Raw genomic sequence first — 21,591 nt, 5'->3', positions numbered from 1 at the left:
CGGCCGGCAGCGCCGATTTGCCAGAATGGCCGGAGATGCCCACCTGGCGATGTCCGTGTCGCCCCGCTTGAGGAGCCCCATGCCACTGCCTCCGCAGCCCCTCTCTCCGCTCGACGGCCGCTACCAGAGGCAGGTCGGCAACCTGTCCGAGCATCTCTCGGAATCCGGGCTGAACCGGGCACGGGTGCGCGTCGAGGTCGATTGGCTGCTGTGGTGCGCGCAGCATGGGCTCTTCGGCGCCGGGGCGGTTGAGCAGGCGGATGCCGAGGCGCTGCGCGCCTGGGCGCGGGACTTCGGACAGCCCGAGATCGACTGGCTGGCCGAGAAGGAGGCAGTGACCCGCCATGACGTCAAGGCGGTGGAGTATCTCGTCCGGGACCGGCTCGCCGAGCAGGGCCTGGACCGCCTCTCGGAGGCGGTGCATATCGCCTGCACCAGCGAGGACATCAACAACCTCTCCTATGCGCTGACCATCCGGGCCGCCGTCCACGAGGTGTGGCTGCCCGCGTTCCGGGGCGTCATCGACAAGCTGCGGTCACTGGCCGAAGAGCATCGCGAGCGCCCGATGCTCTCGCTCACCCACGGCCAGCCGGCCACGCCGTCCACCCTGGGCAAGGAGCTCGCCGTGGTGGCTTGGCGGCTCGAGCGTCAGGCGAGGCGGATCGAGAGCTGCGAGATCCTGGGCAAGTTCGCCGGTGCCACAGGCACCTTCTCCGCGCACGTCGTCGCCGAGCCGGACGCCGACTGGCCGTCCGTCGCCGAGGGCTTTGTCGCTTCCCTCGGTCTCACCTGGAACCCGCTGACGACCCAGATCGAGTCGCACGACTGGCAGGCCGAGCTGATGAGCGCGATCTCGCACGCCGGCCGGATCCTGCACAACCTCGCCACCGACGTGTGGACCTACATCATGCTCGGCGTCTTCACCCAGATCCCGGTCGCTGGTGCGACCGGCTCGTCGACGATGCCGCACAAGGTCAACCCGATCCGCTTCGAGAACGCCGAGGCCAATCTCGAGATCGCCTCCGCGCTGCTCGAGACGCTGTCTGCCACTCTGGTGACCAGCCGGCTGCAGCGAGATCTCACCGACTCCTCCACCCAGCGCAACATCGGCGTGGCGCTCGGGCACTCCATGCTGGCGCTCGACAACCTGCGGCGCGGGCTGGACGAAATCGCGGCATCGGACGCCGTCCTCGATCGCATGCTTGAGGAGAACTGGGAAGTGCTGGCGGAGGCGATCCAGACCGTAATCCGTGCCGAGGTGCTGGCCGGTCGCTCGTCGATCGACGATCCCTACGCCAAGCTCAAGGAGCTCACCCGCGGCCACCGGGTGGGTGCCGAGGAGCTCGCGGCCTTCGTCGACGACCTCGACATCGGACACGACGCGAAGGCTCGGCTCAAGGCGCTCACGCCCGCGACCTACACCGGTCTGGCGGCGGCGCTGGTCGACCGCCTGCCGGAGCGATCGTGAGCGTCCGCGTCGCCCGGCTGTTCCGCTATCCACTGAAGTCCGGACGCCGGATCGAGGTGAGCGAGGCGGAGGTCCGCTCGACCGGTCTCGCGGGTGACCGCGAGTACATGGTCGTAGACCCGGACGGCGACCTGGTCACGATGCGCGAGCTGCATGCCCTCGGCCTGCTCGACTCGGCCGACGTGATCGCCGCCTGTGAGCGCACCGGGCAGATCCGTCCGGTGCGGGTCTGGAAATGGGACGGACTCGGAGAGGACCAGGGCGACGCGGTCGCCGATCTCGTGAGCCGCCATGCGGGCACCGAACTGCGGGTGGTCCGATTCCCCGACCGGCACCGTCGTCCGACGGTGTTGGGTGGTGGCGAGACGATGTACGCCGACGGTTACCCGCTGCTCGTGGCCTCGACGCGCTCACTGGAGGAGGTCAACAGCTGGCTCGACGAGCCGATTCCGATGGAGCGATTTCGGCCATCGATTGTTCTCGATGGGCTTGACCGCCCGTTCATCGAGGACGACATCGCATCGATTGCGATCAATGATGTGGTCATCGATCTCGTCACGCCGTGCGGGCGATGCGTGATGACCACGATCGATCAGGACACCGCCGAGAAGACCGGCCGCGAGCCGCTGCGCACCCTCGGGCAGCGCCGGGTGCTCCCCCAGGTCGGGGGCGGGCAGGAGATCATGTTCGCGATGAACGCCGTCCCGCGGACCATCGGCACGATCCGGGTCGGTGACGAGGTCACCGTGACGATGCATGATCGTCCGTACCTGGAGCGGGTCCAGCAGGTGTGACCGGCATGCGGTGGGTTCTTTCTCGCTACCGCCGGATGCGGTGGGTTTCACCCAGCTAAAGGCCCGATAGCGTGGTGAAACCCACCGCGAGATGTGAGGAGACGCATGAGCGAGATCGACCTGAAGCACGTGGCCTCGGGCAAGGTGCGCGACATCTACGAGGTGGACGACGAGCACCTGCTGTTCGTCACCAGCGACCGCATCTCGGCGTACGACTATGTCCTGTCCACGCCGATCCCGGACAAGGGCGCGATCCTCACCGCGCTGTCGACGTGGTGGTTCGAGCAGCTTGCTGACGTGGTCCCCAACCACCTGGTGTCGGTGGACGACGACCGGATACCGACCTCTGCCCGAGGGCGCTCGATGCTGGTACGCCGGCTGTCGATGGTGCCGGTGGAGTGCGTCGCGCGTGGCTACCTGACCGGGTCAGGTCTAAAGGAGTACGCGCAAGGACGCGCGGTATGCGGCGTGCCGCTCCCCGATGGGCTGGTAGACGGCAGCGAGCTGCCGCATCCGATCTTCACCCCCGCGACGAAGGCCGAGCTCGGCGACCACGACGAGAACGTGTCGTACGAGCAGGTCGCGGCGTCACACGGTGAGCAGCTGGCCTCGAGGCTGCGTGAACTGACGCTTGCCGTCTACTCCCGAGGGCGCGATATCGCGCGACGCAACGGCATCATCGTCGCGGACACCAAGTTCGAGTTCGGGCGAACACCCGACGGTGCGCTGGTGCTGGCCGACGAGGTCCTGACCCCCGACTCATCACGCTTTTGGCCCGCCGACCAGTGGCAGCCGGGCCGGGCGCAGGCGTCGTACGACAAGCAGTTCGTACGGGACTGGCTCACCGGCCCGTCCGGATGGGATCAGGAGTCCGAGCCGCCGGCACTGCCGGACGACGTCGTCGCCGCTACCCGAGCGAAGTACGTCGAGGCGTACGAGCGCATCACCGGTCTGCGCTTCGACGACTGGCTCGCCCGGTTCCGCTAGCTGTACTGACCGGACACGTTGATCAATCGTGAGAAGGGCGGCGGCTGGTTGCCGCACGCGGTGTGGGGCCTGTGGTGGTTGTACTGATGCAGCCAAGCACCCAGGGCGTCGCGTCGTTCTTGCTCGCTGGTGTAGCAGCGGGCGTAGGCCCACCCGTCGGCCATGGTGCGATGGAAGCGCTCCACCTTCCCGTTGGTCTGCGGCCGGTACGGACGTGTCCGCTTCGGAGTGATCGACAGGGCTTCGCAGGCGTCGCGCCACAGGTGCGACCGGTACGCGCCGCCGTTGTCCGACAGGACACGTTCGATGGTGACGCCGCGGTCCGCGTACCACTCCACGGCGCGGTGCAGGACGGCAACTGCTGTGGCGGCGGTTTCGTCGTCGTGGACCTCGGTGTATGCGACGCGGGAGTAGTCGTCGATGACGGTGTGCACGAACGCGTACCCGAGCTTCGGGTTGTGCCACTTGCTCTTCGGTTTCCCAGGGGTCGCCGCGCGGTTCCGTTCTCCCTGCGGCCGGCCGACATAGCGCCACCCGCCGCCGTCGGGGATGTTCCCGAGCTTCTTCACGTCCACGTGCACCAAGGACCCGGGGTGGGGGTGCTCGTACCGGCGGATCGGCTCACCGGTGGCCCGGTCGACGTACGACAGCTGGTTGAGGCGGGCCGTCGTGAGGATGCGGTGGACTGTCGACGGGGCGATGCCGAGCCGGGCGGCGAGCTGAACTGGCCCTTCCCGCAACCGCATTCGCAGGCTGACGCAGCGCTTTGTCACCGACTTCGACGTCTTGTTGGGCGAGGTCCTCGGGCGCGACGAACGATCCTGCATCGGCTCGCCGGCGAGGTAGCGGTCGACCCACCGCTTCACCGTGGGCCAGGAGACCTGGAACCGGGCGGCGATCTCGCTGATAGGCCACCCGTCCTCGACGACGAGGCGAGCGACTTTCAGGCGATAGCGCGAGGTCAGTGCGGCGTTGGGGTGGCTCAAAACTCCTCCTGACATGGGTCGGTGGCCGGCTGCGTCAGCGACCGGCCACCGTGGGCGACGTTCTACTTGGTGCCCTGCGCTGCGTGGAAGGACAGCGCGGGCGCGAGCCAGCTGTCGAGTCCGGCCCCTTCGAGCGCGGCCGGCTCGACGCTGATCCAGCCGTCACCCATGGGTCGGCCTGCCCCCATGAGCGCGGGGCGGGCGCCCGGGCGGGCGAGCAGTTCTGCCGCCGTGCTGGGGTCGATGCGCAGCAGGAGCGCCCCTTCGCGGCGCGCGGCGACGACCATGCGGCCCTCCACCATGAAGGACACGCCCCCGAACATCGGTACCTCGCGGGGGCTACGGTCCCGCAGTGCGTGGCGAACGCGTTCAAGGAGGCTCTGCTGGGCCGTCATCGGCCGCCCTTCTCGATGTACTCGGGGCCGTTGTAGTGCAGGTTCAGGGACGTGATGAGGTTGCCGTCGAGGGTGAAGAACTCGGCAAAGGTCATGGGGCCGCCGGGCATGGTCGCCGTGTACAGCACGGCCGAGCCGGTGGCGCCGTGCATGTCGTGGATGATCTCGATCTGCTTGACCGTCGCGATGAAGCCTGAGACGCCTCGCAGGAAGCCCTCAGTGGCATCGGGGCGGTAGCCGGCGAGGGGCCCGGTGAAGTCGAGATGGTCGCCGAGCAGGGGCCGCAGGGCGGCCCCGTCCTCGTACTTGTCGGAGCCGGACTCGAGGATCCGGTAGTAGTCCTTGAGGACCTGCGGGGCAGTGGAGGACAGGGTGGCGGGCATGGCTCTCCTTGGTGTGAGAATGATGCTTGAAACTTTCAAGCAAGCACTTGAGAAAGTCAAGGAGTGTTGGGTGAAGTCCTACGGACAGTTGTGCTCGATCGCCCGCGCCCTAGATGTGGTCGGCGACCGCTGGACTCTTCTGATCGTGCGCGAACTCCTGATCCAGGGGCCGTCGCGGTTCGGGGAAGTGCAACGCGGCCTGCCCGGCATCGCGACAAACCTGCTCACCCAGCGCTTGCGCGACCTCGAGGCGAACGGGGTCGTCACCCGCGATTCATTCCCAGGGGTGACGGGCGTCCCGACATACCGGCTCACCGACCGTGGCATGGCCCTGGACGGAGTGTTGCGTGAGCTCTTGAAGTGGGGCGCGCCCACGGTTCCAGACGCGCCGCGCGACGCGATCTTCCAGATGCACTGGCTCAGCCAGCCAGCGCGCTTCCTGCTCCAGGACCACCGGCCGACCGAGCCGGCCGTCGTCATCCGCTTCGGCACCCTCGATGACGGCTTCGACCTCACCGCAGCGAGGGGAGTCGTGGCAGTCCAGCCCTGCAAGCTCGACGCGAGCCCCTGCGCCAGCGTCACGGGTCCAGGACCTGTCCTGGTCGCGCTGCTGCAGGGAGCCATGCCCTTAGCTCTTGCCGTCGCAAATGGTGTTCGCGTCGAGGGAGACGCCAGTGCACTTGACCGAGTCCTGCCACCCACGCGCTGATCAATCAACGTCCCCGGTCAGTTCCGCTAGCCGGACGCCGTTTGCCTACTCGCCAGTCGCCCGCTAGACAGGCAAGTGAGGCCGCTCACATGTGCGGCTGCTTTGCGACACATCGGAGGACCAGGTGCAGAGACTGAAGTTCGGCGCTTTCGTGGCGCCGTACCACAAGGCAGGAACCAACCCGACCGCCGCGCTGCAGCGTGACCTGCGGACGATCGAATACATGGACGAGTACGGCTTCGACGAAGTGTTCATCGGCGAGCACCACTCGTCCGGCGGTGAGTGGATCGCCTCACCGGAGATCTTCATCGCCGCAGCCGCCGAGCGCACCAAGCGGATCATGCTGGGCACCGGTGTCACGTCGATCAGCTATCACAACCCACTGTGGGTGGCCGACCGGATGATCCAGCTCGACCACCAGACGCGCGGGCGGGTGATTCTGGGCATGGGTCCCGGCTCGCTGCCTTCGGACTCCGCAATGATCGGACTGAACCCCACCGACACGCGTGAGCTGCTCGAGCAGAACGTCGACATCATCACGCGACTCGTGCGCGGTGAGACCGTTAACGCCGAGACCCGGACGCACAAGCTGATCGATGCCGAGCTGCAGTTCGCGCCGTTCACCCCGGGCGGCTTCGAGATGACGGTCGCCGGCGTCGCGTCGCCGACCGGAGCGCGGCTGGCCGGCAAGTACGGCATCGGCCTGATGTCGATCGGCGCGACCCTCACCAAGGACGGCTTCGACGCGCTCGCCCACCACTGGAACGTCGTCGAGGAGCGCGCGGAGGAGTTCGGCCAGACCGTCAGCCGAAGCTCGTGGCGATTGGTCGGTCCCTTCCACCTCGCGGAGACCGAGGAGCAAGCCCGCAAGGACGTCGAGCACGGCATCGAGCACTGGTTCGAGTACTTCCAGCAGGTCGCCGCCTTCCCGCAGATGGCCGTCGACGGCAGCAACCTCAAGGAGATGATCGACTTCATCAAGCAGGCCGGCATCGGCGTCATCGGCACACCCGATCAGGCGCGTGAGCAGATCCAGCGGCTGATAGAGCAGAGCAACGGCGGCTTCGGCTCGATCCTGAACATGCATACAGACTGGGCGAACCCGGAGGCCACCCGCCGCTCGTACGAGCTGATGGCCCAGGAGGTCATGCCGCACTTCCAGGGGCAGGTCGAGCCGTTGATGAAGGCCGAAGGCAAGGCGCGCGCCGCGCGAGAGAAGCTCGCTCAGCAGCAGGTGGACGCCGTCGAGCACATGACCAAGAAGTACGAGGCCGAGCTCGCGGAGAAGCAGAAGCGCTGACGCCTGCCCGCTGCGGTCATGACCTGGCTCATCCGGGTCATGACCGCAGCGCTACGCCACTGTGATGGACGTGAGTGGAGACGATGAACAATCTCGACCTGGTACGCCGCTACTACGCCGCCTGTTATGCCGCCGACGTCGAGGCGATCGCCGGCTGTCTCACCGACGGCTTCATCCACTACTTCCTCGCCCCCAACCAGGGCTCACATCCGCGGGAGGGTGCGCGAGCACTCGCCGCCACCACCGCCAAGTCGGTCCGGCTGATCGGATCCCAATGGACGATCGACCGCTACATCGAGCAGGATGATCGTGCTGCGATCGAGTACACGATGACCTGGACGCCGCGCGATACCGCAATCGCGACGTCGATGCGCGCATCCGAGTGGTTCCTCATCGATGACGGCCGGCTCAGCGAGGCGCGTTCCTATCACCAGGTGACCGCGACGGCATCCGACCTCGACGGCTTCGACTACGACCGCCGGGGTTATGGCGGCGCGGTGCCGGCAGCTCAGCTCGCGGTTCCGGGGGATCCTCCCCGGCCGTCACGCCTGCCGCTGATCGTGGCGTACTACGACGCGTGTACCCGGGCAGACGCGGGCGCCCTGCAGAGCATGTTCGCCGACGACGTCGTTCACTACTTCCTGCAGCCCAACGTGGGCTCTTCAGCCGTCGGGGGAGCCGAGCATCTCGCCCGGTACTGGCGCAAGGTCGCGCGGATGCTGCGCGCGCGGTGGGTCGTAGAGAGCCTGATCGAGCGCGGCGACGAAGCGGTCATCGAGTGGTCCATGTACTGGGAGCCGGAGACAGACAGGCGGCGGATCGTCACTCGCGGCACCGAGTGGTACGTCTTCGACGGTGACCGGATCGCCGAGATCCGCTCCTATCACAAGCAGGCGCGGGAGAGCTCTGAGCTCGACGGGTTCGACTACCCGGCGGCCGGATTCAGCACCGCAGGTCATGAGTCCAGCCGGCTGCACGACGCCGCCCGGACACCGCTGAGCGAGCCCCTGTCGTAGCGACCTTAGATGCGGTGCCCGTCGAGGTCGAAGCGCAGCCAGGGTTGATCGACGCCGCGCTTGCGGGTCATCACCTCGTACGCCGTCGCCCCGTCGCGTCGCTGCGCCTGAACGCGGACCTCGTCCCGATCATCCAGTCCCGCGGTCTTCGCCGATTCCGTCGCGATCTGCTCGATGACGGCCGGGTCGAGGTCGGCCGGATCCAGGCCTTCGCCGGCAGCGATTCCGGGGGAGAGCTTGGTCTGCACCACCTGAGTCCCGCCGTCCGGCTTCACCGAGATGATCTCGCCGCCGGTGCTGCCGGAGGGACCGCCGGCGAGCGGCACGATGATCGACGACTCGTAATGGTTCGACAGGTAGATGCCGAGGATCGGCCGTCCGCCGGCGTGCTCCACCAGACGCTGTAGCAGCTGGTCGACGTTGTCCTCGGCGTAGAAGGTGGACGGCGCGTTGTCGGGATGCCCCGCGATCGAGCGCCAGTGGCCGGTGCTCGAGACGGCCGAAATCAGGATGGTGAGGATCAGCCCGGCCGCCACGGCGAGGAGAGAGTGCCTCCGCGTCGGGCGCGAGTTCGCGAAGACCCAGAAGGCCGCACCCAGCGCCGTGAGCGCCACCGCCACGAGCAGCCACACCGTTCCCGCGAGCGGACGGCTTCCCTCGGGCACCGCGCGCAGATAGATCAGGAACCCGAATCCGGCCGCGGCGATCGCCCCGCCGAGCAGGGCGAAACCGAGCAGCTGCAGGTCGCCGAGTTGGTCGGACAGACCGCGGTGGCGCCCCGGCGCAAAGCGGCTCGGCATTCAGCGGTCCCTTCGTGACCCGCAGGTGGCAGGATGATCAATGAACAGGTTGTCAGGAAGAGGTGGCGTCGTGGGTTTCTTCGATGAAGCAAAGCACAAGCTCGAAGAGGTCGCAGGCAGGGTAGAGAAGTTCGTCGGTGAGGCGCGCGGCGACGTCGCCATGCAGTTCGAGGGCGAGGCTCACGCCGAGCATGGTGAGGCTCTGCAGGAGCAGGACGACGCCGAGGGGCGCACCGAGCACGACAAGGCGCTGCAGGAGAACCGCGACGAGGAGCAGGCCCGTACCCAGGCGGCCCGCGCCGAGCACGATCAGCGCAAGCTGCAGGACCCGCCCAGCGGCGACGGCATGCGCCGCGCCGAAACCTAGGCGTACGGCTGTTGGGCGCCGCTGCCGGCACCGGTGTGTCGCGCGCCGCTCGATACCCTGGAGGGGTCCCCTTCGATGCTGCGGAGCCGCCTCTCATGAACCCCTCGCACCACTATGCGCTGGTCACGATCGAGGCGGGCCGCGCACTGTCCGACTTCCGCCTGGCCGGCCTCCTGGCGCGGCTGCGTACCGTGGCACCGCAGGTCACCGCCGTCGCCGCGCGCCACGTGCACCTGGTCGCCACCGACGAACCCATGGACGCGGACGCGCTCGAGCGCGTCACCTGTCTGCTGACATACGGAGAGCCCTACGAGCCGCCGGCTACCGGCGCCGATCAGCAGTGCACGGCGTACGTCGTCGCACCGCGACTCGGGACGATCTCGCCGTGGGCGTCGAAGGCGACCGACATCGCGCACAGTTGCGGCATCGACGTGCACCGGATCGAGCGGGTCACGCAGTACGTCGTCGTCCACGAGGGCGGCCTGGACGACGCCGCCCAGGCCGCATGCGCCGGTCTGCTGCACGATCGGATGACCGAGACCGTGCTGGGCACGCTCGAGCAGGCCCAGCGGCTGTTCGCCGATCGCGATCCCGAGCCGATGGAGCACGTCGACGTCCTCGGCCGCGGGCGCGCCGCGCTCGACGAGGCCAATCAGGCCTACGGGCTTGCGCTGTCGGATGACGAGATCGAGTACCTCGACGAGGCGTTCACAGGACTGCGGCGCAACCCGACCGACGTCGAGCTGATGATGTTCGCCCAGGCCAACTCCGAGCACTGCCGCCACAAGATCTTCAACGCCGACTTCATCATCGACGGTCAGCCGCAGCCGAGGTCGCTGTTCGGCATGATCCGGCACACCGAGCAGCAGCATCCCGAGTCGACGATCGTCGCGTACAAGGACAACGCCTCGGTCATGGAAGGCGGACGCCGTACTCGCCTGCTACCGGAGACCCCGCAGGAGCCGAGCCGGTATGCGCCGCGTGACGGCGACGTGCACGTGCTGATGAAGGTGGAGACGCACAACCACCCGACCGCCATCTCGCCCTTCCCGGGCGCCGCGACCGGCGCCGGCGGCGAGATCCGCGACGAGGGCGCGACCGGACGTGGGTCGCAGCCGAAGGCCGGGCTCACCGGGTTCATCGTCTCGAACCTGCACCTGCCCGGCACCGAGGAACCGTGGGAGCGCGAGCCGTACGGCGCACCGGAGCACATCGCCAGCCCGCTGGAGATCATGACCGACGGACCAATCGGCGCAGCGGCCTTCAACAACGAGTTCGGCCGCCCCGGGCTCGGCGGCTTCTTCCGTGTGTACGAGCAGACTGTCGACGGCGTCCGCCGCGGCTACCACAAGCCGATCATGAGCGCCGGGGGGCTCGGCACGATCAGCGCCGAGCAGACCGAGAAGATCCAGTTTCCCGAAGGCACGCTGCTGGTGCAGATCGGCGGGCCGGGAATGCGGATCGGCATGGGCGGTGGCGCGGCGTCCTCCATGGCCGCAGGCGTTAACGCCGCCGAGCTCGACTTCGACTCGGTGCAGCGCGGGAATCCCGAGATGGAGCGGCGCGCGCAGGAGGTCATCAACCACTGCTGGGCCCTGGGCGAGCGAAATCCGATTCTGGCGATCCACGACGTCGGCGCGGGAGGCCTGTCCAACGCCTTCCCGGAGCTGGTGGACGGCGCCGGACTCGGTGCCCGCTTCGACCTGGGCGCCGTGCCCCTCGAGGAGTCCGGTCTCGCGCCGAAGGAGATCTGGTGCAACGAGTCGCAGGAGCGTTATGTCCTCGCGATCGCGCCCGAGTCGCTCGGCCTGCTGCAGACCCTCGCCGCGCGTGAACGCTGCCCGGTGGACGTCGTCGGCCGCGCCTCGTCGGACGGCCAGCTCGTACTTGCCGATGAAGCGCTCGAAGATCCGCTGAGCACCCCTGAGGCAGACCGGGCGATCGACATGCCGATGGAGGTGCTGCTCGGCAAGCCGCCGCGGATGACCCGCGACGTACGCCGCATCGAGCGCTCTGGTGACGATCTCGATCTGAGCGGCCTCGGCGGGGATTTGTTGCGTGATACGGCGTACGCCGTCCTGCGGCACCCCACGGTCGCGAGCAAGCGGTTCCTCGTGACCATCGCCGACCGGTCGGTCGGCGGGTTGACCCACCGTGACCAGATGGTGGGTCCGCGGCAGGTCCCGGTCGCCGACGTCGCCGTGACCCTCGCCGACTACACCGGCTTCACGGGCGAGGCAATGTCGAGCGGAGAGCGTACGCCGCTGGCCGCGGTCGATGCCCCGGCGTCCGGCCGGATGGCAGTTGGCGAGGCGATCACCAACCTGCTCGCGGCCCCGTTCGAGCTGCGCGGCACGAAGCTCTCGTGCAACTGGATGGCGGCTTGCGGCGAGGACGGCGAGGACGCCGCCCTGCACGACACCGTGCACGCCGTCGCGATGGAGCTGTGCCCGGCGCTCGGCATCGGGGTGCCGGTCGGCAAGGACTCGCTCTCGATGCGCACCCGCTGGCAGGACGGCGATACCGCCAAGCAGGTCACCTCGCCGGTCTCTCTCGTCGTGACCGCCTTCTCCGCCCTGGACGACGTCCGCGGCACCCTCACCCCGCTTCTGACGAGTGCAGGATGCGGCCGACGCTCCGAGCTGCTGCTCATCGACCTCGGCGCGGGCAAGAACCGCATGGCTGGATCGATCGCCGCGCAGGTGAACGGCGGCTTCGGCCGCGAGGTCCCCGATCTCGACGATCCGCAGCGGCTTGTCAGTCTGGTCACGGCGGTCAACGAGCTGCGCGCAGCCGGACTGATCACCGCGTACCACGACCGGTCGGACGGCGGACTCTGGGCGACGCTCTGCGAGATGGCCTTCGCCTCGGGCTGCGGCCTCGACGTCGCCGTTCCGTCGGTGCCGACGCTGCTCTCCGAGGAGCTCGGCGCGGTCGTCGAGATCCGCCAGGAGGATGCCGCCGCCGTGACCGCAGTGCTGCAGAAGCATGGCCTCGGCGACCTCACCTCGACGGTCGCCACGCCCAGCGATCGCGAGCGGATCCGAGTCCGGATCGCCGGCGCTGAAGGGATCGACGAGCCGTTCGAGGAACTGTACCGCGCTTGGGACGAGGTGTCCTGGCGGATCAGTCGGCTGCGGGACAACCCTGACTGCGCGGACTCCGAACGGGGGGTCGCCGACCCGCTGCTCGAGGTCGTCACCGCCTTCGATCCCACCGATGACATCGCCGCGCCGTATCTGAACCTCGGCGCCCGCCCCAAGGTCGCGATCCTGCGCGAGCAGGGCGTGAACTCCCACGTCGAGACCGCGTTCGGCTTCCACACCGCCGGCTTCGACGCGATCGACGTCCACATGACCGACCTGCAGTCCGGCCGATTCGACCTCGCGGACGCCGCCGGCCTCGTCGCCTGCGGCGGCTTCTCGTACGGCGACACCCTCGGCGCGGGGGAGGGCTGGGCGCGCTCGGTACTGTTCAACCCGCGACTCACCGACGCCTTCAGCGAGTTCTTCCACCGCCCGGACACGTTCGGTCTGGGCATCTGCAACGGCTGCCAGATGTTTGCCGCGCTCGCCGAGCTGATCCCCGGGGCGCAGGCATGGCCGCGGTTCACCCGCAACCTCTCGGAGCAATACGAGGCGCGCCTGTCGCTGGTCGAGGTGCTCGACTCGCCGTCCGTCTTCTTCGCCGGCATGGCCGGCAGCCGGATGCCGATCGCCGTCGCACACGGCGAGGGCTTCGCCGACTTCCGGCACCAGGGCAGCGAGGCGGACGTCGTCCGCTCTCTGCGCTACGTGCATCCAGGGGGCGAGGTGGCGATGCGCTACCCGGCCAACCCCAACGGCTCACCCGACGGACTCACTGCGGTCACCACGCCGGACGGCCGGTTCACCGCGATGATGCCGCACCCCGAGCGGGTTCAGCGCAACATCCAGATGTCCTGGACCAGCGGCAATCCGGACGACGAGAGCCCGTGGCTGCGGATGTTCCGCAACGCGCGAGCCCACCTCGGGTAGCAGCGCGATGTCGCAGCGTAAGGCGCTGTCCGCCGCCGAGGTCCGCGAGCTCCTCGCTCCGGTCGAGGCGTGGCTTGCCGGTGGCGGCGAGCCGCCGCGGCCGGTGGTCGCGAGCGCGGTCCGCGCCACGGCACGGTATCTCGCAGCATCCCATCCCGGCGGCTCGGTCGAGCTGCGGATTCCGCCGTACGTCGCGGTCCAGTGCATCGCCGGCCTCGATCACCGCCGCGGCACGCCGCCGAACGTCGTCGAGATGGCACCGGGTACCTGGCTGATGCTCGCCACCGGCCGGATGCCTTGGGCGGACGCCGTCGCCGACGGCCTCGTCTCCACCAGCGGCACTCGCGCGGACCTCAACTCCGTCCTGCCCCTCGTGGAGCCGGCCGAGTGAACCGGTACATGCGGATCCTGATCGCCGTGACGGCGCTGTTCTTCGGGGCGCTCGTCGCGGGGTCAGGGATCTTCGGCGCTGCCAGCAATCCAGACCAGGCACTCAACGGCCTGCTGGTCGCGCTGTTCGGCGCCGTGGCCGTCGCGGTGGGCATCTGGCTGGGCGTCGGCGGTGCGGACGACGGCGGATCGATCGGTGGAGGGCGCGGCGGAGGCCGGTCGGGTTACCTGCTGCTCTCCGCCGTCACCGGCGTCCTTGCCCTGATTAGCCTGGGCTACTTCTTCACCGGGATCGGCGACTCCACCAGGCCCGAGCAGGACGGCGGCTTCGGGTTCATGCCGATCGGCCTGGTCGGCATGGTGCTCTTCGGCAGCGCGAGCGTGCTGTGTCTGGTTGCCTGGCTCGGCGCGAAGCGTAGCTGACCGCGGCAGGTCGGCCACCGCGGTACCAGTGCTCGGTACCGTGACAGCGGGATCGCCAGGGACCGTGCGGGTGCGCGCAGCCTCGACCGGCCGTCGTCTCCTGCTCGCCGCGCTCGCATTCCTGCTCCTGGCGGGGGCGGCAATCCTGGCCTGGGGGTGGACCTGGCTGTCGTTGCAGTCCGCCACGTCGCCGAACCTGCTCATCGGGCTGACACCGCTGCCGATTCTGTGGCTGGCGTGGGTGGCTGGGCGAGGCGCATTCCGAGACAGCGGCGTCGACGTGCGGGCCGACGGTATCGACCTCGTTGACGGCTCGTCACGGCAGCTGCTGACCTGGCAGCAGATCCGGTGCATCTGGGTTGAGACCGACCTGGCGCGCGAGGTCCTGCGGATCGTTCCGGTGGACAGGTCGATCATCGACCCACGGATGGTCAGGTATCCCGTCGTGAACCGGCACGGGTGCGGGTTCGATCTGGGCGTCGTCCGTGCCGAGCAACGTGCGGAGCTGTTCTGCGCGCTGCAGGCCTACGCCGCAGATGCGTTCGGCATGCCGATCTCCGCGGTAAGCGGCGGTCCTACGGCTGCGGATCCGCGACTGCGGAGACGCATCGTCCACCCGCGGGACGAGTTTCCCGGATACCCCCGATCGCAGCGCACCGGCGTCGTCGTCCTCGGCGTGATCGCGCTGCTCGCCGTCCTGCAGGGAATGCTGATCCTGACCGACGTGGGTGGCTTGGACGGCGTGCTGCGTACGGTGACGCTCGTGATCGGGATCGTCGTCATCCTCGTCGGCGTGGCGACCGCCTACTACGCGTGGCGGACTGCCTCTGTGCCCTGGATCCGCATCGCGCCCGACGGGGTCACGACGCACGTGTTCTGGTCCACCACGCACGTGCCGTGGGGGCAGATCCGGCAGGTCGTCGAGCCCACGCTGCGCAGCATCAGCGTTCGGCCGGTCGACCACCAGAGCTTTCCGCGCGGACGTCCACCGTTGGGGGTGCCGCGCTACCGACGGGCCACTGGCACGATGCAGCTCACCAGCGGCGCCGTCCAAGGCGGTCGTCGCGAGATCTCCGACGCCTTCGTCGTCGCGGCATACGCCGCGGGCCGTCCGGACGCGGTCGCTGCGCTTCTCGATTCTCGCTGAAGGGTCGCAGGCCACAGCCGCTATCGGTGCCGGACGCAGTCCCGCGGTCGTAGACTCGACAGGCAAGACTTCCGCTCGCCGCGGCCCTCTGCCCTCCAGGAGTCCCATCGTGCAGCCAGCCCTCACGCCCCGCGAGATCGACGACGAACCCCGCGAGGAATGTGGCGTCTTCGGCGCCTGGGCGCCTGGGGAGGATGTCGCCAAGCTCGCCTACTACGGCCTCTACGCGCTGCAGCACCGCGGCCAGGAGGCTGCCGGAATCGCGGTCAGCGACGGCTCGCAGATCGTGATCTACAAGGATGTCGGCCTGGTCAGCCAGGTGTTCGACGAGGCGACCCTCACCAGCCTGCGCGGCCACATCGCCGTCGGCCACTGCCGTTACTCGACGACCGGCGGGTCGAAGTGGGAGAACGCACAGCCGACCTTCCGCACCACGTCGACCGGCACGTCGATCGCGCTGGGCCACAACGGAAATCTGGTCAACACCACCGAGCTCGCCCAGCGTGCCGCCGAGTATGGCGTCCCCGGCATGAGGGGCACGTCGACCGACTCCGACCTGGTCACGGCGCTGCTGGCCAGCCGGCCGGACCTGAGCATCGAGGCCGCCGCGATCGAACTGCTGCCCACCTTGCGCGGGGCGTTCTCGCTCGTCTTCTGTGACGAGCACACCCTCTATGCCGCGCGCGATGCGCACGGCGTCCGGCCCCTGGTGCTCGGCCGCCTCGAGCGCGGGTGGGTCGTCGCGTCGGAGACCGCCGCCCTCGACATCGTGGGCGCCTCGTTCGTGCGTGAGGTCGAGCCCGGCGAGCTGATCGCCATCGACGATGACGGGCTGCGCTCCGCACGCTGGGCCACCCCCGAGCCCAAGGGCTGCGTCTTCGAGTACGTCTACCTCGCCCGGCCCGACACCACGATCGCCGGTCGCGGGGTGCACGCCGCCCGCGTCGAGATCGGACGCCGGCTCGCCCGTGAGCATCCGGTCGATGCCGACCTGGTCATCCCGACGCCCGAGTCGGGTACCCCGGCCGCGATCGGCTACGCCGAGGAGTCCGGCATCCCCTACGGACAGGGACTGGTCAAGAACGCGTACGTCGGCCGCACCTTCATCCAGCCCTCGCAGACCATCCGGCAGCTCGGCATCCGCCTGAAGCTCAACCCGTTGCGTGATGTCATCCGCGGCAAGCGGCTGGTCGTCGTCGACGACTCGATCGTACGCGGCAACACCCAGCGGGCCCTGGTGCGGATGCTGCGGGAGGCCGGCGCGGTCGAGGTGCACGTGCGAATCTCGTCGCCGCCGGTGAAGTGGCCCTGCTTCTACGGCATCGACTTCGCCAGCCGTGCCGAGCTGATCGCCAACGGCCTCGACGTCGACGGCATCCGCACCACGATCGGCGCGGACTCACTCGGATATGTGTCGGTGGAGCAGCTCGTCCGGGCGACCGAGCAGCCCTCATCCCGGCTCTGCACCGCGTGCTTCACCGGCGAGTACCCGATCGATCTCCCGTCGTCCGACCTGATCGGCAAGCACGTGCTGGAAGGCGTCCAGCGTCGGGTGGACACCGATCCCGTGGACGGCCTGCCGTCGTTGGAGGCATCCGGCGGCGCCGAGGACGCCGTCCGCCGCCCCTGACCCTCGTCGATGTTGGAATGACGCGCTCGCTGCAGGGAGCGCGTCAGCCCGCAATCGGGTGGGTCGTGATTGCTAGCAACACGGCGATCGCGAGGCCGACGCCGAACGTCAACGACAGCAGCCCGGGGGAGAAGACGTCCAGCTCGCCGTCGGAGCGCCCGGCCAAAATCAGGGTCAACAGCCAGACCCCGGCCACCGCGACAGCACCCGCCACGATCGCGACTGCATGCCAGCGGCGCACCTGCGGTCCGAGGTCGTTGAACGTCATAGCCAGGACGGCGCCGCCGCACGCCGGGATAGCCGCGATCAATACCCAGACCGCGGCGCCGGCCAGCCACGCCTGCGCGCGGTAGGGCCCGATGCCGGCGTTGGTCAGCGCTGCAGGAATCAACAGTAGCGAGAGCGATTCCGGCTCATCGGAGCTCGTGTGCAGTCGGCTCGGCCATCAATGGGTCCGCTGGAGGACGGCGGCGATCGCCTTGACCACGTGGTCGATGTTGCCCTTATTGATCGCCGCCACGCAGATGCGGCCCGTGTCGGTGCCGTACACGCCGAACTCCGAGCGCAGCCGCTCCATCTGCTCCTTGCTCAACCCCGAGTAGGAGAACATGCCGCGCTGGGTCGTGATGTACTCGACGTCGTCGGTGACTCCAGCGGCCTGCAGGCCCTCGACCAGCGACGAGCGCACATCCCGGATCCGGTCGCGCATGCCCGCGAGCTCGGTCTGCCACTTCGCTCGCAGCGCGTCGTCCGTGAGCACCGTCGACACCACCGCGGCCCCGTGCGTGGGCGGGTTGGAGTAGTTGGTGCGGATCAGCACCTTCAGTTGCGACAGCACCCGCTTGGCCTCCTCGGGGTCCGAGCAGAATGCCGACAGACCGCCGACCCGCTCGCCGTAGAGGCTGAAGTTCTTCGAGAACGAGGTGGCCGCGAGGAAGTCGATGTCGGCCGCGGCGAACCTGCCGATGACCGCGCCGTCCTCGGCAATGCCGTCGCCGAAGCCCTGGTAGGCCATGTCGAGGAAGGGCACCAAACCGCGGTCCTGCACGACCGCAACGACCTGGTCCCACTGCTCATCGGTCAGGTCGTAGCCGGTCGGGTTGTGGCAGCAGGCGTGCAGGACGACGATCGTGCCGGCCGCGGCCTGCGACAGGGTGCTTAGCATGTCGTCGACGCGGACGCCGCGAGCGTCCGCGTCGTAGTAGGGGTAGGTCTCGACGTCGAAGCCGGCGGTGCTGAACACGCCGCGGTGGTTCTCCCAGGACGGATCGCTGAGCAGTACCTTCGCGCCGGGGTAGAGGCGCCGCAGGAAGTCGGCTCCCACCCTCAGCGCGCCCGTGCCGCCGAGGGTCTGCGCCGTCGCGATGCGGTCGGGATCGACGTCCTCGCCGAACACCAACGACTTCACCGCGTTGTCGTAGGCCTTCATGCCGTCGATCGGTAGGTAGCCACGGGCGGAGGGGTTGGCGGCAAGCTGCTGCTCGGCGGCCCGCACGCACTCCAGCAGCGGGATCTTGCCGTCGTCGTCGTAGTACACCCCGACGGCGAGGTTGACCTTCTGCGGGTTGTCGTCGGCGTTGAACGCCTCGGTGAGCCCCAGGATCGGGTCGCGCGGTGCCTCGGTGACGGAGGAGAAGAGAGCCATGCCCCGATCGTAGTGGGTTGCTCGCGGTGGGTTGTACCACGCTAGATCGCTCGTAGCGGGGTGAAAGCCACCGCATCCGGGCCCAGCGGGCGGGGAGCCACCGCGTCCGGCTGTGACCCACGCCGTGCGGCAGACTGGAGAGACGAGCAGGTGCGAGAAAGGTGTCCTATGACCGAGGCTTCGAAGTCAGCGACGTACGCCGCAGCAGGCGTCGACCTGGAGGCCGGTGATCGCGCCGTCGAACTGATGAAGTCCAAGGTCGCGACCGCCACCCGCCCCGAAGTCGTCGGTGGGCTCGGCGGGTTCGCGGGGCTCTTCCGGCTCGACGTGGCCAAGTACCGCCAGCCGCTGCTGGCCTCGTCGACCGACGGTGTGGGCACCAAGATCGCCATCGCCCAGCAGCTCGACAAGCACGACACGATCGGGCAGGACCTCGTCGCGATGGTCGTCGATGACCTGGTCGTGTGCGGTGCCGAACCCCTCTATCTGCAGGACTACATCGCGTGCGGCAAGGTGGTGCCCGAGCGCATCGCCGCGATCGTCGGCGGCATCGCCGACGGGTGCCGGATGGCCGGGACGGCGCTGGTCGGTGGTGAGACCGCCGAGCACCCGGGGCTGATGGCTTCCGACGAGTACGACGTCGCGGCCTGCGCGACCGGCATCGTCGAGGCGGACGACGTCCTCGGACCAGAGCGGGTGCGGGCCGGCGACGTGCTGGTCGCGATGGCGTCCTCGGGCTTCCACTCCAACGGGTACAGCCTGGTCCGCAAGGTCGTCGCGGACGCCGGCCTCGATCTGCACGCCACACCGCAGGAGCTGGATCGTCCGCTCGGGGAGGTGCTGCTCGAGCCGACCCGCATCTACACCCTGCCGCTGCTCAGCCTGCTGCCCAAGGCCGACGTCCACGCGATGTGCCACGTGACCGGCGGTGGGATTCCGGGCAACCTGCCGCGGGTGCTGCCGCCTGGCCTGGCCGCTACGGTCGACCGGTCCACGTGGTCGGTGCCGCCGGTGATCGAGCTGATCGCGCGCGCCGGCGGCATCGCGCAGGACGAGGCCGAGCGAGCCTTCAACGTAGGCGTCGGGATGATCGCCGTCCTGCCGCAGGCGGACGCCGACCTCGCACTCGAGCACCTCATCGAAGCAGGGATCGACTCGTGGGTCTGCGGCGAGGTCACGGCTGGCGACGGGAATCCGACCACGCTCGTCGGCACCCACGCCTGACCACCTGCGCAGGTGGAGAGACGTACGAACGTCGGGCCGTCCGGCCCGACGTTGTCTTCAGATGACCGGCGTACGCCGGGAGTGACTAGATCAGCCTACGGAACGCCGGCCTGAACCGGGCTCGTCGTCGTAGTCGGCGTACTTGTCGGCGAGATCCGCGTACGGATCATCGTCGTAGTCCGCCTCGCTGGTGGTGGCTGCCGCCCCACCCAGCTCGCGCTGCAATGCGCTCAGGTCAGTGTCCGGCGAGAAGTACTTCAGCTCGCGAGCGACCTTGGTCTGCTTTGCCTTTGCACGGCCGCGCCCCATGGCTCGACCCCCTCATACGCAGTGCGGGGCGCAGGAAAACTGCTGCCCCGGATCCATTAGTCATATCGTGCCGACAAGACTACCTGTCTTTCCTCGCTTCGCCCACCTGGTGCGACCCCTTTGGAATGCGTGTCACGGCCACAGGTTGCGCTCAGGGCGAAATCCGGCTACCGGAGCGCTGCGCGCACTATCGTCAGAACGTGTTCGTTTCGTACAAGAGCTCGCTGCGGGTGTACGAGCCCGTGTGGGCCTTCCACCCGGCCGAGCGGGCCCGGTGGATGCGGTATGCCAACCGCGAGCGGGCCACCGGATCGCTTGAGCGTGAGCGCGGCGCCATGCTGCAGGCCGTGATCAGCACGCGTCTGGACTTCGGGCGGCTCGAGGTCGACGAGGAGGCGTTGGTCGCCGAGTGGTCCGGCAACCTCGTGGTGTGCCCGCTGGACACCCACTCGCGCGCCCTGCAGGCGATCATCGACTCGGAGTGGGCGCTGCCCTTCCCGCTCAGCGACCTCACCTTCGGCCGGGCCGTACGGCGCCAGGCAGCCGGACGCCAGCTGCGGCCGCGCGCCACCCGCGGGTCCGATGCCAAGGACCACATGCTCACCGCGAGCTGGGACGTGCCGTTCTGGTGGTCGCTGCTGTTCTGCCGTGAGGACGCCGTTCCCACCGCGGACCTCGAGTCGCTGGTCTACCGAGCGCCGGTGGCGACCGCCGTCCGCCGGGGAGAAGAGGCCTACGCGCTGATCACCGACACCTTCGGCGCCACTCCGTTCATCTCTGATCTCGACGTCGCCGTGCGCTGGCTGGGCACCTTCGATCAGGATTCGATGGTCGAGCTCGACTACGGCTCGCTCGGACCGCTCGTCGTCAGCCTCAGCGAGGATGGCGACGACTCGATGGCCCTGGCCTCCGACTCGATCGCCCACCTCAAGGACGGCGACCTGGAGCAGGCGCTGACTGCCTATCAGGAGTACATCTCGACCTGGGAGGACGTCGCCCGCCTGGAGTCCTGGAACTAGCGATCCTGTTACGGCGCACCACCGGGCGAGTCCTCGCCGGCTGCCACGTCGTCCGCGCAGAGCGGATCGCCTGGGTCGGGCGGGTTGCCGATGTCAGTTGCAGCGGCCCGCCGCTTGTCTCGGGACAGCGACCAGGTCGTCGCCACCGCCATCAGCAGCAGGGCGCCCACCGCGTACGCGGCGGCCGTGCCGGTGAATCGGAGCGCGTCGTCCGGGCTGTCGTGCAGCGCGCCGAACGAGGCGGTGTAGAGCGAGCCGGTGCCGACGTCGTCCGAGTCGGGCAGGAAGTACCCGATGGCCGCCATCGCCACCCACGCCAGGCCGTGCAGCACCAGCGTGCGCGCGCCGACCACGCTCGCGGCCCGTTGCACCGAGCGCGACAGATCGACAAGCACACTCCCGAGGATCAGCCCGATCAGCACGAACGCGTAGAGGCCCCAGCCGGCGTAACCGGCCAGCGACGGCCCGAGCACCATGAACACGGTGACGCCGACGTCCACGATGAAGAGCCAGCCGAAGTCCCCGGGTTGGGCCGACGGCCCGGACGGCGGCGGGGGCCAGGCGTAGTTGTCGTAGGGCACGG

At 68.8% G+C, this 21,591-nt stretch carries 22 protein-coding genes; 14 read left to right on the top strand and 8 right to left on the bottom strand.

The features are described 5' to 3' along the window. Positions 1 to 79: 79 nt before the first annotated feature. The 3 genes from purB (at position 80) to DAA40_RS06095 (ending at position 3,249) form a co-directional block, all read left to right on the top strand. Complete coding sequence (gene purB / locus DAA40_RS06105) at positions 80 to 1,468, top strand: adenylosuccinate lyase (RefSeq protein ID WP_106848750.1); 1,389 nt, start codon at positions 80 to 82, stop codon at positions 1,466 to 1,468. Then, entirely contained in the window at positions 1,465 to 2,262 is a 798-nt protein-coding gene (locus tag DAA40_RS06100; RefSeq protein ID WP_106848749.1) for an MOSC domain-containing protein, read from the top strand. Before purB ends, DAA40_RS06100 begins: the two co-directional genes overlap by 4 nt. Positions 2,263 to 2,367: 105 nt before the next feature. After that, positions 2,368 to 3,249: a phosphoribosylaminoimidazolesuccinocarboxamide synthase gene (locus tag DAA40_RS06095; RefSeq protein ID WP_106848748.1), complete on the top strand. Its 882-nt coding sequence runs from the start codon at positions 2,368 to 2,370 to the stop codon at positions 3,247 to 3,249. Here DAA40_RS06095 and DAA40_RS06090 read toward each other — a convergent pair. The 3 genes from DAA40_RS06090 to DAA40_RS06080 all read right to left on the bottom strand — a co-directional run bounded on the left by DAA40_RS06090 (position 3,246) and on the right by DAA40_RS06080 (position 5,013). Further along, the gene (locus DAA40_RS06090; RefSeq protein WP_199849537.1) at positions 3,246 to 4,235 is read right to left on the bottom strand and encodes an IS481 family transposase; all 990 of its coding nucleotides are present in this window, start codon (positions 4,233 to 4,235) and stop codon (positions 3,246 to 3,248) included. The two genes, DAA40_RS06095 and DAA40_RS06090, sit on opposite strands and share 4 nt — an antisense overlap. Positions 4,236 to 4,297: 62 nt before the next feature. After that, on the bottom strand, positions 4,298 to 4,558 hold the full coding sequence (locus DAA40_RS06085; RefSeq protein ID WP_106849290.1) for a TfoX/Sxy family protein: 261 nt from the start codon (positions 4,556 to 4,558) through the stop codon (positions 4,298 to 4,300). 68 nt (positions 4,559 to 4,626) lie between these two features. Further along, a complete protein-coding gene (locus DAA40_RS06080; RefSeq protein WP_106848746.1) occupies positions 4,627 to 5,013 on the bottom strand; it encodes a hypothetical protein in 387 nt (128 codons plus the stop codon). Between DAA40_RS06080 and DAA40_RS06075 the strand changes: the two genes are divergently transcribed. From DAA40_RS06075 to DAA40_RS06065, 3 genes are all read left to right on the top strand, one after another. Next, positions 5,012 to 5,722, top strand: coding sequence for a winged helix-turn-helix transcriptional regulator (locus DAA40_RS06075; RefSeq protein WP_234356252.1), 711 nt, complete (start codon positions 5,012 to 5,014; stop codon positions 5,720 to 5,722). The two genes, DAA40_RS06080 and DAA40_RS06075, sit on opposite strands and share 2 nt — an antisense overlap. Positions 5,723 to 5,846: 124 nt before the next feature. Continuing rightward, complete coding sequence (locus DAA40_RS06070) at positions 5,847 to 7,022, top strand: LLM class flavin-dependent oxidoreductase (RefSeq protein ID WP_106849288.1); 1,176 nt, start codon at positions 5,847 to 5,849, stop codon at positions 7,020 to 7,022. Positions 7,023 to 7,105: 83 nt separating this feature from the next. Continuing rightward, the gene (locus tag DAA40_RS06065; RefSeq protein WP_158716269.1) at positions 7,106 to 8,038 is read left to right on the top strand and encodes a nuclear transport factor 2 family protein; all 933 of its coding nucleotides are present in this window, start codon (positions 7,106 to 7,108) and stop codon (positions 8,036 to 8,038) included. Between the two features lie 5 nt (positions 8,039 to 8,043). Here the strand turns inward: DAA40_RS06065 and DAA40_RS06060 are convergent, their stop codons facing one another. Continuing rightward, complete coding sequence (locus DAA40_RS06060) at positions 8,044 to 8,838, bottom strand: hypothetical protein (RefSeq protein ID WP_106848744.1); 795 nt, start codon at positions 8,836 to 8,838, stop codon at positions 8,044 to 8,046. Positions 8,839 to 8,878: 40 nt separating this feature from the next. Between DAA40_RS06060 and DAA40_RS06055 the strand changes: the two genes are divergently transcribed. The 6 genes from DAA40_RS06055 to purF all read left to right on the top strand — a co-directional run bounded on the left by DAA40_RS06055 (position 8,879) and on the right by purF (position 16,811). Next, positions 8,879 to 9,205 (top strand): hypothetical protein, encoded by a 327-nt coding sequence (locus DAA40_RS06055; RefSeq protein ID WP_158716268.1) that lies wholly within the window; start codon positions 8,879 to 8,881, stop codon positions 9,203 to 9,205. A 95-nt stretch (positions 9,206 to 9,300) separates the two neighbouring features. After that, positions 9,301 to 13,221, top strand: coding sequence for a phosphoribosylformylglycinamidine synthase (purL, locus tag DAA40_RS06050; protein ID WP_106848742.1), 3,921 nt, complete (start codon positions 9,301 to 9,303; stop codon positions 13,219 to 13,221). A 7-nt stretch (positions 13,222 to 13,228) separates the two neighbouring features. Then, positions 13,229 to 13,612 (top strand): sterol carrier family protein, encoded by a 384-nt coding sequence (locus tag DAA40_RS06045; protein ID WP_106848741.1) that lies wholly within the window; start codon positions 13,229 to 13,231, stop codon positions 13,610 to 13,612. After that, the gene (locus DAA40_RS06040; protein WP_106848740.1) at positions 13,609 to 14,034 is read left to right on the top strand and encodes a hypothetical protein; all 426 of its coding nucleotides are present in this window, start codon (positions 13,609 to 13,611) and stop codon (positions 14,032 to 14,034) included. The genes DAA40_RS06045 and DAA40_RS06040 overlap by 4 nt, the downstream gene beginning before the upstream one ends. 64 nt (positions 14,035 to 14,098) lie before the next feature. Next, positions 14,099 to 15,181 (top strand): hypothetical protein, encoded by a 1,083-nt coding sequence (locus tag DAA40_RS06035; RefSeq protein WP_106848739.1) that lies wholly within the window; start codon positions 14,099 to 14,101, stop codon positions 15,179 to 15,181. Between the two features lie 109 nt (positions 15,182 to 15,290). Next, positions 15,291 to 16,811, top strand: coding sequence for an amidophosphoribosyltransferase (gene purF, locus DAA40_RS06030; RefSeq protein WP_234356251.1), 1,521 nt, complete (start codon positions 15,291 to 15,293; stop codon positions 16,809 to 16,811). Positions 16,812 to 16,854: 43 nt separating this feature from the next. Here the strand turns inward: purF and DAA40_RS06025 are convergent, their stop codons facing one another. Further along, a complete protein-coding gene (locus DAA40_RS06025; RefSeq protein WP_106848737.1) occupies positions 16,855 to 17,202 on the bottom strand; it encodes a hypothetical protein in 348 nt (115 codons plus the stop codon). 54 nt (positions 17,203 to 17,256) lie between these two features. Continuing rightward, positions 17,257 to 18,456 (bottom strand): amino acid aminotransferase, encoded by a 1,200-nt coding sequence (locus DAA40_RS06020; protein ID WP_106848736.1) that lies wholly within the window; start codon positions 18,454 to 18,456, stop codon positions 17,257 to 17,259. A 168-nt stretch (positions 18,457 to 18,624) separates the two neighbouring features. On the opposite strand from DAA40_RS06020, the gene purM reads away from it, so the two are divergent. After that, positions 18,625 to 19,680, top strand: a complete 1,056-nt coding sequence (gene purM / locus DAA40_RS06015; protein ID WP_106848735.1) for a phosphoribosylformylglycinamidine cyclo-ligase — start codon at positions 18,625 to 18,627, stop codon at positions 19,678 to 19,680. 90 nt (positions 19,681 to 19,770) lie between these two features. Here the strand turns inward: purM and DAA40_RS06010 are convergent, their stop codons facing one another. Next, positions 19,771 to 19,989, bottom strand: coding sequence for a DUF3073 domain-containing protein (locus tag DAA40_RS06010; protein ID WP_106848734.1), 219 nt, complete (start codon positions 19,987 to 19,989; stop codon positions 19,771 to 19,773). 200 nt (positions 19,990 to 20,189) lie between these two features. Between DAA40_RS06010 and DAA40_RS06005 the strand changes: the two genes are divergently transcribed. Then, a complete protein-coding gene (locus DAA40_RS06005) occupies positions 20,190 to 21,008 on the top strand; it encodes a hypothetical protein (RefSeq protein WP_106848733.1) in 819 nt (272 codons plus the stop codon). A gap of 8 nt (positions 21,009 to 21,016) precedes the next feature. Here DAA40_RS06005 and DAA40_RS06000 read toward each other — a convergent pair whose 3' ends face one another. Continuing rightward, on the bottom strand, positions 21,017 to 21,589 hold the full coding sequence (locus tag DAA40_RS06000) for a hypothetical protein (RefSeq protein ID WP_106848732.1): 573 nt from the start codon (positions 21,587 to 21,589) through the stop codon (positions 21,017 to 21,019). Between the last annotated feature and the right edge of the window lie 2 nt (positions 21,590 to 21,591).

Origin of the sequence: Blastococcus sp. Marseille-P5729 (assembly GCF_900292035.1) — a bacterium.
Classification (GTDB): Bacteria; Actinomycetota; Actinomycetes; order Mycobacteriales; family Antricoccaceae; genus Cumulibacter.
This window is presented reverse-complemented; position numbering and strand designations above follow the sequence as displayed.